Origin of the sequence: Ectobacillus sp. JY-23 (assembly GCF_023022965.1) — a bacterium.
Classification (GTDB): Bacteria; Bacillota; Bacilli; order Bacillales; family Bacillaceae_G; genus Ectobacillus.
Map to the genome: position 1 here is coordinate 1,820,135 of NZ_CP095462.1, position 12,044 is coordinate 1,832,178.

General features: G+C 40.8%; 10 protein-coding genes. 4 read left to right on the plus strand and 6 right to left on the minus strand.

The features are described from left to right. Positions 1 to 62: 62 nt before the first annotated feature. From MUG87_RS09425 to dnaE, 3 genes are all read right to left on the minus strand, one after another. Positions 63 to 641 carry a FadR/GntR family transcriptional regulator gene (locus tag MUG87_RS09425; RefSeq protein ID WP_281503689.1) on the minus strand — a complete coding sequence of 193 codons (579 nt, stop codon included), beginning with the start codon at positions 639 to 641 and terminating at the stop codon, positions 63 to 65. Positions 642 to 655: 14 nt separating this feature from the next. Beyond that, positions 656 to 1,891 carry an NADP-dependent malic enzyme gene (locus tag MUG87_RS09430; protein WP_290429021.1) on the minus strand — a complete coding sequence of 412 codons (1,236 nt, stop codon included), beginning with the start codon at positions 1,889 to 1,891 and terminating at the stop codon, positions 656 to 658. Positions 1,892 to 1,996: 105 nt separating this feature from the next. Then, positions 1,997 to 5,326, minus strand: a complete 3,330-nt coding sequence (gene dnaE / locus MUG87_RS09435) for a DNA polymerase III subunit alpha (protein WP_247087198.1) — start codon at positions 5,324 to 5,326, stop codon at positions 1,997 to 1,999. A 306-nt stretch (positions 5,327 to 5,632) separates the two neighbouring features. Here dnaE and MUG87_RS09440 point away from each other — a divergent pair, with 306 nt between their 5' ends. Beyond that, positions 5,633 to 5,968: a sporulation membrane protein YtrH gene (locus tag MUG87_RS09440; protein WP_247087199.1), complete on the plus strand. Its 336-nt coding sequence runs from the start codon at positions 5,633 to 5,635 to the stop codon at positions 5,966 to 5,968. After that, positions 5,965 to 6,465: a sporulation membrane protein YtrI gene (gene ytrI / locus MUG87_RS09445; protein ID WP_247087200.1), complete on the plus strand. Its 501-nt coding sequence runs from the start codon at positions 5,965 to 5,967 to the stop codon at positions 6,463 to 6,465. The genes MUG87_RS09440 and ytrI overlap by 4 nt, the downstream gene beginning before the upstream one ends. Positions 6,466 to 6,484: 19 nt before the next feature. Here ytrI and MUG87_RS09450 read toward each other — a convergent pair whose 3' ends face one another. After that, positions 6,485 to 7,423, minus strand: a complete 939-nt coding sequence (locus MUG87_RS09450) for a DHH family phosphoesterase (RefSeq protein WP_247087201.1) — start codon at positions 7,421 to 7,423, stop codon at positions 6,485 to 6,487. 297 nt (positions 7,424 to 7,720) lie between these two features. Here MUG87_RS09450 and MUG87_RS09455 point away from each other — a divergent pair, with 297 nt between their 5' ends. Continuing rightward, positions 7,721 to 8,020: a YtpI family protein gene (locus MUG87_RS09455; protein WP_247087202.1), complete on the plus strand. Its 300-nt coding sequence runs from the start codon at positions 7,721 to 7,723 to the stop codon at positions 8,018 to 8,020. A gap of 40 nt (positions 8,021 to 8,060) precedes the next feature. Here MUG87_RS09455 and MUG87_RS09460 read toward each other — a convergent pair whose 3' ends face one another. After that, the gene (locus MUG87_RS09460) at positions 8,061 to 9,374 is read right to left on the minus strand and encodes a DRTGG domain-containing protein (RefSeq protein ID WP_247087203.1); all 1,314 of its coding nucleotides are present in this window, start codon (positions 9,372 to 9,374) and stop codon (positions 8,061 to 8,063) included. A 575-nt stretch (positions 9,375 to 9,949) separates the two neighbouring features. On the opposite strand from MUG87_RS09460, the gene MUG87_RS09465 reads away from it, so the two are divergent. Continuing rightward, positions 9,950 to 10,318, plus strand: coding sequence for a CPBP family intramembrane glutamic endopeptidase (locus tag MUG87_RS09465; protein WP_247087204.1), 369 nt, complete (start codon positions 9,950 to 9,952; stop codon positions 10,316 to 10,318). A gap of 1,008 nt (positions 10,319 to 11,326) precedes the next feature. Here the strand turns inward: MUG87_RS09465 and MUG87_RS09470 are convergent. Beyond that, positions 11,327 to 12,010, minus strand: coding sequence for a metal-dependent hydrolase (locus MUG87_RS09470; RefSeq protein ID WP_247087205.1), 684 nt, complete (start codon positions 12,008 to 12,010; stop codon positions 11,327 to 11,329). Positions 12,011 to 12,044 lie beyond the last annotated feature (34 nt).

Consider the following 12,044-nt stretch of genomic DNA (forward strand, 5'->3'; position numbering starts at 1 on the left):
GTGACAAGCTAACTTTTATCTATACTTTACTCGTAGTGAGATACGATATTTGTCATAACGTGTCACAGTTGTCTCGACAAATTTAGAGCATCATGTAAGCGTAGCGCCTCCGCTTCGTCACGCTTTTTGATGGCTTCATACAATTGTATATATAATTCACGCGTAGGCGCCTTTTCTAGATGAGCAGCATACTCACTAACAATAAACCAAATACGATATAACAGGTGATTATCCGTACGCTTAAAAGCATCCTTCCAGAAGGCATGTTCATTTTCGAAATCTGGATTGCTCCATTCGTTTTCTTTTTGACACAACAATCGAACAGCATCCTGTTCAACTAAGCGCTTTACTTGAAGCAAATCGCCTTTTGTTTTCTCATCCTGCAACACAAAGCGCGCAATCAATTGAACGATCCCGTGCTCATAGTTTCTAATAAACGTTCCTTCGCCGCGTCGCGTTTCAATCAGTCCAACAAGTTCAAGAGCCCGAAGTGCTTCTCTTACAGATGACCTGCCAACATTCAAACGAACGCTTAAATCTCTTTCAGAAGGAAGGCGGTCACCGGCCACCAATCCATCTTCTTCCATAATCATACGAATTTGTTGAACAATCTCAAGATATACCTTAGACTGCGCTGTCAATACACATTCCTCACTTACTTGCCGATTATGGCTAAGTCTCTTGTTTTTTGGGCTACTTCTTCTGGATCCACTTTACGTCTTGCCACCCCAGTTTCCATGGCTGCTTTTGCAACATAGGCAGCTACTTGTGGTGCGACGCGTGGATCGAACGGTCTTGGAATAATATAATCCGCTGTCAACTCTTCATCAGAGACAAGCTCCGCAATAGCTTGTACAGCAGCTATTTTCATATCTTCGTTAATTTGCGTTGCGTGCGTATCAAGCGCACCACGGAAGATTCCTGGAAATGCTAATACATTGTTTACTTGGTTCGGGAAATCCGAACGCCCTGTGCCAACTACCGCAGCGCCTGCTGCTTTCGCTTCTGCTGGCATAATTTCTGGATTGGGGTTTGCCATAGCAAAAATGATTGCATTTTCGTTCATTGTGCGAATCATTTCTTGCGTTAACGCACCTTCTACAGATACACCGATAAATACATCCGCACCTTTGATTACATCTTCTAAAGTACCTTGTAGACGATCACGGTTCGTATATTTTGCTATCTCATCTTTAACAGCATTCATGCCTTGTGTACGTCCTTCATAGATAGCACCCTTTGTATCGCACATAATAATGTCGCGTACACCATAGTGGTATAAAAGTTTCATAATTGCGATTCCGGCTGCACCAGCACCGTTTGCGACAACTTTAATATTCTTCATTTGTTTACCGACAAGCTTTAATGCATTCACCAGACCCGCTACTGTTACAATTGCAGTACCGTGCTGGTCATCATGGAAGATTGGTATATTTGTTTCTTTCTTCAAACGCTCTTCAATGATAAAGCAATTTGGTGCTGCGATGTCCTCTAGGTTCACACCGCCAAATGTTGGCTCCAATAACTTCACGGTTTCAACAATTTTATCTACATCGTTTGTATTTAGTGCTAAAGGAAATGCGTCTACACCCGCGAAGCTTTTAAACAATACTGCTTTTCCTTCCATAACGGGCAGTGATGCTTCCGGGCCAATGTTTCCTAGACCAAGCACAGCTGTACCGTCAGTTACTACCGCTACCATATTGCCCTTCATTGTATATTCATATACTTTTGTTTTATCATCGTAAATCGCTTTACACGGCTCCGCTACACCCGGAGAATACGCAAGACTTAAATCTTTTGCGTTTTCTACTTTTACTTTTGATACTGTTTCTAGTTTTCCTTGATGCACTCTATGCATGTGAAGTGCTTCTTCACGAAGTGTTGACAAACCATCCACTCTCCTCAATATCTTTTATTGCCTCGATTGTTCTTTAGTGGTCTGACCACAAGTGCTACTTTTTACTATACGAGATATTCGAAAAAAAATCCATCATTATTTGCACACAACATTTTTTTCACCCGCGATTTTCTTAAGCGCTTGTAAACATTCTTCACTTGGCTGAACAAAAAGCATACGTGATAATTGTATCATTTTATGTTCTTTTTCATAATAAATTAAAGTTTTCGCATAGCCGGGATAGTGATAAGCATTGGTCATGACTTCCTGTTGCATACGTTTATCAGCTTCAGATGGCAGTTTGATATACACCACACTTTCTCTATGCCGTTCATACGCATCAGGTTCGTCTAATTTATACAACCCTGTAACCACCCATTGCTTTTTCCCATTCCTCACACCGAGCGTACACTCTATTAGCATCAATTGATTTTCCATAATTTGATGACCAAACAGCAAGTATGTGTCCGGGAACATCACTGCCTCCACTTCTGTTTCATCACCTAATGTCAAAAAGGCCATCTTCTGCAGATTTTTTGTTCGGATGATATTACTTCTTGTAATGAACGCTATGACACGAAAGGATTTCTTCGTCTCCTCTGACGCTTTTTGGAGAGAAGGCAAGCGAAGATCTTCAATTAACTTCTTGTAAGGCGTAATAGGAGACGCTGATATATAAAAGCCGATTACCTCTTTTTCTCGCTGTAGCATTTCCATAAAATTGGGCTCTATCGCCTCTTTATATATTGGTTTCGGAATCAATTCCTCGTCCAAAAACACGCTCTCTTCAGCAGGTCTCACGAGTTCCCTATATTCAAGGGCTGTATCCAAACTCGCAAGTAAGGTACTGCGAGATGCAAATTCATCAAAGCATCCGGCATAAATAAACGTCTCTAAGTTGCGACGTGCCACAACGCGTGATGGTAGCCGTACACAGAAGTCAAATAAATCCCTATACCTCCCTTTCTGTCTCTCTTCTATTATTTCTTTGACCGTGGCGCCCCCTATATTTCGAATTGCAAGCAAACTGTATCTAATACTTCCTTGTTCTGGTTCAAATCGATACCCACTGCTTTGAATAGAAGGGGGTAAAATTGGGATTCCCTTGCGCTTCGCTTCATTCACATACTGCGCCAACTTTTCCTCATTACCGATTGCACTTGACAATAGCGCCGCCATAAAAGCGAGCGGATAGTTAGCCTTCAGGTACGCAAGCTGATAAGAAATCATACTATATGCTGCAGCATGGCTACGATTGAACCCATAATCTGCAAAACGGACAATCAAATCATATATTTCATTGGCTGCTTGTTCCTCATAACCATTTTGTAAGCAGCCCTGTACAAAATGACGGCGCTCTTCGTCTAAAATATCACGTTTCTTTTTACTGACAGCACGCCGCAATAAATCGGCTTCTCCGAGAGAAAATCCCGCAATTTGCGAAGCAATTTGCATAATCTGCTCCTGATATACAATCACGCCATATGTTCGCTTTAAAATGGGCTCTAAATGGGGATGTATATAATGAATCTTATGGCGGCCGTGCTTAGCCTCAATAAAATTTGGAATTTGCTCCATAGGTCCTGGCCGGTACAACGCATTGACAGCTATAAGATCTTCAAAGGCATTTGGTCGTAAGTTCTTTAATACATTTCGCATGCCTTGTGACTCAAGCTGAAATACGCCTGTCGTGTCTCCTTCTCCAAGTAAACGAAATGTGTTTTCATCATCAAGCGGTAGTTCCTGTAGATAAATGTCCTTTTTTTCTGTACGCTTTATGTAGCGAATTACATTCTCAAGCACAGTAAGATTACGGAGCCCAAGAAAATCCATTTTCAACATACCAATTCCTTCAAGTGCTTCTGCTGGATACTGCGTAATATACACTTCATGCCCTTCTTGAATAGCTACATGTTCAGTTAGCGGTTCATCGCTAACAATCACACCCGCTGCGTGCACAGATGTATGACGTGGCAACCCCTCAGCCTGCCGGGCAAGCTCAAATATACGTTCATATAGAGGTGTACTGTGGACGTATTCTCGCAATCTTTCTGATTGATGATAAGCAGACTCCAAACTCGTTCCTGGCTTGGATGGAATGGCTTTTGAAAAGCGATCGATTTCTTTTGGGTCCAGCCCGTGCGCTCTTGCAATATCACGTACAGCCGCCTTAGCTGCCAACGTACCGAACGTAACAATTTGAGCAACATGAAGTTTTCCGTATTTATTTGCCACGTAGCGAATGATTTCATCTCGGCGAATATCCGGGAAGTCAATATCAATATCTGGCAATGTGATACGCTCTGGATTTAAAAAACGCTCAAATAGCAGGTCATACGCAATGGGATCAATATCGGTAATCTGTAGCACATACGAGACAAGAGAGCCTGCTGCAGAGCCTCGCCCCGGTCCCGTTAAGATATTTTGTTTATGCGCGTATTGCATAAAATCCCATACGATTAAGAAATAATCGCTAAAGCCCATGCGTGCAATAACTTCTAATTCATGATGCAAACGTTCATGATAACGCGCATCCGCATGTGGACAGCGCTTTAGCAGGGCCTGTTCGCAAAGACTGCGTAAATAGTGATCTGCTGTTTCTGCAACTGGTACTGGAAACTTCGGTAAGCGCTGCACACCAAGTTCAATTTCAACTTCACACTTTGCAGCAATTTCCGTTGTGTTTACAAGGGCTTCTGGCATATCACGAAACAGCTTTTCCATTTCCTCTGGTGATTTTAGCCAATATTCCTCAGACTCCATTCGCGTGCGCTTTTCGTCAGTAACAAGTACACCTTCCTCAATACAAAGCAAACAATCGTGCAACGAAGCCTCTGACTTATGAACATAACGCACATCGTTTAATGCCACTAATGGAACGCCTGCTTCCAAATGCAATTGATATAATCTTGCCTGCAACCACTGCTCCTGTATCAAATCATGATTTTGGATGCTCAGATAAAAAGATGAAAACATAGATTTATACTGCTGGACAGTCTCAAGCGCTTCTTGTTCTTGACGGTTCAATAGCTTTTGTTCAATTTCCCCTTGTTGTCCTGGAGAAATGGCAATAATTCCTTCGGCATAGCGAGATAACCATTGCTTGGGAATACCTTCTTTTGCTTTTGTCATAATACTGCTGGAGATTTTAATTAAATTTCGATAGCCAATTTCATTCTCCGCTAGCAGCACAAGCGGATATGAAGTATTTCCTCCCAAAACAGAAGCTGTTAAACCAATAATGGGCTTGATACCCTCTTTCTTACAAGCTTTATAAAATGGAATAACGCCGTACATGACATTTTCATCTGTAATGGCCAGCGCCTCCATACCTAGTTCTTTTGCACGCTTTACTACTTGTTCAATCGCGCATGTACTTTTTAATAAACTGTATACGGTTTGACACTGTAAATGTACAAAATTCACTCGTACGCCCTCACTTTTTAGTCTTTGTTTTCATTATAAGAGTCGACTTCGGGTAAATCAAAACATACTCCTTGTCCCTTGGCCATATATATGAATAGAATGGCTATGCTAAAGCCTGATGTTGTCAATCAAAAAACGAACTTTCAAGAGCCAAAAAATACTGTCCGTTTAGATAGGAGAGAAGAACGAACATATCATTGCGGTCAGTGCTGAAAAAAAGCATATGCCTAGTAAACTATAGTGATTTGCATGCACTTTGTTATTTACATATGCTATTCACACTTACATAAGTAAGGGAGGAGAAGTATGGAGGTTAAACAAACATTTTTATCACTGCTTGTTACTAGCTATTTTATTGCATTTGGTGTAATGCTAGGCGGTTCTTTAATCGGCGGGCTAGGTTCATTTCTGATGGGGCAGCCTCCTTTGACAATGATTGCACGTTTTGCAGATACATTGCGGATTTGGGCGCTAATAGCCGCTATTGGCGGTACCTTTGATACCTTTTACAGTTTAGAACGCGGCTTATTTCAAGGTGAAATTCAACATGTATTTCGCCAAGGTTTATTAATTTTATTTGCTGCAGGGGGCATGCAGACTGGCTTAACAGTCATTAAATGGTTAACGGATGAGCACGTATGAGAATACCACCGCTCTATCGCTCCCCCTTATGGCGCGTTGCATTTGCAAGTATGGCAATCGGCGGCATCATCAGCTGGGGCATTTTTTTATTTGTGTACGGTGAACTACAAGAGAAGCAGCAGCGACTTTTATTGATGCGCCAAAATGAAATCAATCAGTTAGAAAAGGCATATCACCATCTAATGGAAGACAAACAAAGAAGTAATGAGGAAATAAGAAAAACACTAACAGTACAAGATATACAGATTGAGATTATCAATCATGATGAGGTACATTTGGATAGCTTGGCTGTTCACAGCCTCACAACCGATATTAAAGGAGAGCTACAAAATCTATTAAACAAGAGCGTTGCCACAGTTGCTGATCATAAAGAGCTATTGTCTAAAGCAATTGAAAACAAAATATACAAACGCGATGAATTCTTATATCGCTTTGAGGTCCGTACGATTTACTTTGATACAACACTGGACATCTCCTTAAAAATAAGGCGAGCTTGATGCACAAGCTCGCTTATTTTTAGTATCCTTCGCAAAGAGCTGTGAGTTCAGCTACTACACGGTCTGCTTCGTCCCATGAATACACTGTCGCGCCGGAAGCTAGCGGGTGCCCACCGCCGTTGTACTTCATAGCTAACGTATTAATTACAATTCCTTTTGAACGCAAGCGTACACGAATGGAATCTTCCTCTTCCAAAAACAATACCCATGCTTTCAACCCGTCGATATTTCCTAGTATACTTACTACACCTGAAGCTTCTGAAGGCTTTACATCAAATTGTCGTAATACATCACGTGTAATTTTAACAAATGCGGCACCTTGTTCGTTCATCTCAAAGTTTTGCAAAATATATCCGTTCAATTTAGCCAAACGAGGGCTTGTTTTATACATTTCTTCGTATAGGGTCGGAAACGAAACACCCATCTCCGTTAACTCAGATGCATAACGAAGTGTTTTCGCTGATGTACTTGGATAAATAAATCGGCCCGTATCTCCTACAATACCAGCAAAAATAAGGCGAGCTGCCTCTATGCCCATGCGAAGTCCTGACTCCTTACCATGAAGATAGAGCTCATAAATCATCTCACTACAAGAACTTGCCGATGTTTCCACCCATAGCATATCACCATACGGGTCTTCATTTGGATGATGATCAATTTTAATTACATATGCTCCTGTTTTATAACGCTGATCGCACACACGCTCTTGATTTGCCGTATCACATACAATTACAAGCGCTTCTTCATATGTACGGTCATCTATTTGATCCATCACACGCATATAAGATAGTGTTTCTTCATCCTCACCCACCATATAAACACGCTTATCCGGAAACGAATCTTGCAGCATAACACCAAGACCGCATTGCGAGCCAAGTGCGTCAGGATCTGGTCTAACATGACGATGAATAATAATGGTGTCATACTGTCTAATTTTTTCTAAAATTTGCTCTTTCATTTCCTTCCCTCCTTTTTATATCTATCATTATATACGAAAAGACTTCATCTATCAGAATATTTTCGTTAAAATAAGAAGTAATGAACGAAAGACTATTTTTTAGATTGGAAAGAAAAATGGGCGCTATGCTATTGCCATTAGGAATTATAAGAGTCTCGTGTTAGGTATACCTATTCTCTGTATATCTTATCTTATGAGACATCCCCTTCGCCGCACGTAATCCAGCTTTCTTTCTCGTTCAAAAAGAAGATTTGTTTTCCAATTCTATTTCCATTAACCACAAATGGGGGATTATGCATGCTTATTTTCGTATTTTTAATCATCGTTTCATTTGTACTTTATCTATTCTACAAGACAAGATATTTTCGCACACAGCGCCCAATGGAAAAACGTTGGCTGTCAGGAAAATCAGGAATTGCACTAGGGCTCTTTGTCGCATTCTTCGGTTTGAATCAGTTTTTCGTATGGGACACAACAACAAGCCGCGTTGTAGGAGCAATTTTTCTTATCTACGGCGGATTGGTCGCTTACAATGGATTTCGCCAGTATAAGCATTTTCTTCCGCTTGCTATTAAGGAAGCTGAAGAGCTCAAATGAGAAAAAACAAAAGCCGCAAACGCGGCTTTTTCATATGATATTAACGATCAATAAGCTGTACCATCAATAACGCTTTACCAACTACATCACCCTCTTGATATACCTCGACATCGACCTTTCCAAATTTGCGACCAATCTCCATGACCTTCGGCGCGACTTCAATCACTGTATCAATTTGAATAGGTTTAACAAAATAAATGGTCAAATTTTCAACAATTAGATCTCCCTTTTTATAAGAACGAAGTATCCGGTTTGTTGCTTCAGTAACAATTGTTGTAAATACACCGTATGACAGTGTCCCAATTGAGTTTGTCATTTGCGGTGTTACAGAGAAACGATATACATTTTCAGTTTTTGCTTCTTTTGTATTTAAGAATTGATTGGTTACAATATCTTCAATCGTCTCTCCAACCTGCGGCTGGCGCTGAATCATCTGCAGTGCTTGCAATACGTCCTGCCTGCTGATAATACCTTGCAAACGATTGCCTTCATCAACAACCGGCAACAATTCAATGCCTTCCCATACCATCATGCGTGCCGCAGATGCAACAGAAATTTTTCCGCTGACTGTAATCGGACTTTTAGTCATTACCTTTTCGACCAGTGTATGAACTTGCACCCCGATTACATCTTTAGATGTAATCATACCAATTACTTTCATGTTATCATCGACAATCGGATAGCGTCCATGCATCGTTTGCTCATTATAACGATGCCACTCCTCGACTGTATCCTGCGGCTTTAGAAAAATCGTTTCCTCAAGCGGCGTTAAAATGTCCTCTACTAGTACAATTTCTTTTTTGATAAGTTGATCATAAATGGCACGATTGATTAGTGTTGCGACTGTAAATGTGTCGTAGCTGCTTGAGATAATCGGTAGCTTCAATTCGTCTGCAAGGCGCTTTACATGTTCTTCTGTATCAAAGCCCCCTGTGATTAGAACTGCCGCGCCAGCTTCAAGGGCCAATTGATGCGCCTGTGTACGATTTCCGATAATCAGTAGATTTCCCGCTCCTGTATATCGCATCATAGCTTCCAGCTTCATGGCACCGATAACAAATTTATTCAGCGTTTTATGTAAACCCTCTCTGCCTCCGAGTACCTGACCGTCAACAATGTTGACAACCTCTGCATAGGTGAGCTTTTCAATGTTTTCTTTCTTTTTCTTTTCAATGCGAATGGTACCTACACGTTCAATTGTACTTACATAGCCTTTATTTTCCGCATCTTTAATCGCTCTGTAGGCAGTCCCCTCGCTTACATTCAAATCCTTTGCGATTTGCCGGACCGAAATCTTGTGTCCTACCGGCAAGCTGTTGATATGTTCTAGTATTTGATTATGTTTCGTAGCCAAGTAGCTTCACCAATCTTTCTTTCCGCGTTATTGTTTGTACTGCCAGTATACTATAATTCCCAAACTGTTACACTCCAAACTCATGAAACTGTATTATTTTTTTAACAACAACATTCTCTCCCCTAAAGAAAACAGGATGATAAAAGTAGAATATAAGGGGGTTAGAATGTTAGGAGGACTCCCGTTGAAGCCGCAACCTGTTATATTCCTGCTCTTCTTTAGCTTACTACTTATCTGTATACAAACCAATCTTCTACTGTTTTCCTGTGTGCTTGGTTTTTATACCATCTACTCTTATGTTACCAAGCAACCATGTACTTTATTTTGGACAGTGTTTTTATTCAGCATAGGATTTCTCTGCTACATATCTTTAGATAACAAGCAAAAAATGGGGCATTGTATGGCAACGTTTGTATCTTTTATACGTTGTATTACCGTTTGTGCTATTGTCTCTTATATACAAGCTTACATTGACAAATTATATAGGTAAACCAAGATGGAGGCGCATCGTATACGTTCCGCTGCAGCCATAGCGTTTACCTCCTGTACAAATCCGCTATTTTTTGTGCATCGCTTTGTGCATCAATCTATTCATTTTTCTTCCTTTTATTCTGAAAAACGAAGACATTTCTCATTATAAAGTATGGTGGCTAGCGATTGCTTTCGCTCTTATCAATGCCAGCCTTGAAGAGCTTATTTGGAGAGGTATTTTGTTGACGCGTTTTTCTACGCATTTTGGAGCAAGCTGGGGAATTGCCATTACAAGTCTTGGATTTGGATTACAACACTACTCCCTCGGTTTCCCTTGGCTGATTTGCTTGTTGTTCTCCATGGGTGGCTTTTTTTATGGCTGGATTACGGTAAAAGCTGAAAGTATATATCCTGCTGTCATATGGCATATTGGACTGAATATGTTAATGGTCCTAAGCGGTTTTATTTTATAAGTTTCTCGTTAACGGATTGAACTTAGGACATTGCTAGCATCCTTTCCTTACCTCCATCTGTTTGGCTTAGACACCTAAAGATGTGAGATTGTTCGTAAGCATAAAATAATCGCCACCTGTTGAAAGGATGGGGATTATTTTACACTTACTTTGCAACCTTTGAACAAATATGCGTTTTATTCTTAATACGGGTATAACGCTAGGCTAAAGGATCACGGGAGAGTACATCTGAGTTTAGGTGTACCGCAACTGCGTCTCGCGGACCACGAGCGAGGGTACATCTGAGTTTAAGTGTACCGCAACTGCGTCTTGCGGACCACAAGCGAGGGTACATCTGAGTTTAGGTGTACCGCAACTGCGTCTCGCGGACCACGAGCGAGGGTACATCTTGTGATCAGGTGTCCCTCAATATCGTTCCTCCCTGCAATTCTAAGTTTATGGATGTATAAATTTTATCAAAATGAACACACGCATTGATACAAAATAAAAGATCTCGCCAAATTATAAATATCAACTAGAACGACTAAAACAGGCAATACTGAAATATTCTTCTTCAACCGCACAGATGAACAACACTAACAGACCATCTCTTATACTGTTGTACAAAGCATTTCAAAAATGTCGTCATATCGTACGGTACCTGTATTTTAATTACGGAACAGGATATTAATCCATATTTTAACAATAGATGATTCTGACGGGATGGTTAACGCTCTTCTATTCCAGTCTTTCGTCCCAGTGGGGAATAGCATGCGAAAATGTTTACTATAATCAGCATATACCCATACTCCAAGTGAAAGATAAAATCATGGCGCAATCCTTTCAAAAGACTTTTAATCGTAGGAATTCAATCTATTACCTGACAATTCAGTTCAGTCGGTACAAGAATTTGGAGAGGTACCCTTTTTGTGCTTCTAATCCATTGGTACATAAGAGATGAGATTGAAATGAATTCCATACACCGCTATGTTACAAAAAGGCAGCGGATTTTTCGCTGCCTTTTCTCTCTTATAATTCGATTGCTTCTCCGACTGTAAGTACACGCCCTCTATCTTTCGGTAAACTTTGCACAAACGCATGCGGATCTTGTTCAATAACTGGAAACGTATTGTAATGCATGGGTACAGTCACGTTTGCTTGCAGCCACTCTGCTGCAAGTGCCGCATCATCGGGGCCCATCGTAAAGTTGTCTCCTATTGGTAAAAATGCTACATCGATTTTATGACGAGAGCCAATCAGCTTCATATCAGAGAACAATGCGGTATCCCCCGCATGATACACTGTTTTTCCTTCCGCAGTAACCAAAATACCAGCAGGCATCCCTGTATATGTAATTGTCTTTGTTTCTTCATCTGTATACGAAGAGCCATGAAACGCTTGTGTCAATTTAACGGTACCAAAATCAAACGTATGCGCTCCTCCGATATGCATCGGATGTACTTTGACACCCTTCCACCCCAAAAGTGTTGCTAGTTCAAATGGTGCAATAACCAGCGCATCATTCTCCTTTGCGAGCGCAACTGTATCTCCTACATGGTCATTATGGCCGTGCGTTAATAAGATTACATCTACTTTCACATCTGCAGCACGCAAATCAGTTGTAGGATTTCCCGTCAAAAATGGATCAATTAAAATGACCTTGTCCTTCACTTCAATCTTCACTACTGAATGACCGTGATACGAAACTTTCATCAACTTCTCCTCACCTTCGGGTAAATGTTATAAC

Excerpts from the sequence above, each read along its gene's own strand:
- MUG87_RS09440 (WP_247087199.1), top strand. The coding sequence starts at position 5,633 with ATGGAGGTTAAACAAACATTTTTATCACTGCTTGTTACTAGCTATTTT.
- ytrI (WP_247087200.1), top strand. The coding sequence starts at position 5,965 with ATGAGAATACCACCGCTCTATCGCTCCCCCTTATGGCGCGTTGCATTT.
- MUG87_RS09450 (WP_247087201.1), bottom strand. The coding sequence starts at position 7,423 with ATGAAAGAGCAAATTTTAGAAAAAATTAGACAGTATGACACCATTATT.
- MUG87_RS09455 (WP_247087202.1), top strand. The coding sequence starts at position 7,721 with ATGCTTATTTTCGTATTTTTAATCATCGTTTCATTTGTACTTTATCTA.
- MUG87_RS09470 (WP_247087205.1), bottom strand. The coding sequence starts at position 12,010 with ATGAAAGTTTCGTATCACGGTCATTCAGTAGTGAAGATTGAAGTGAAG.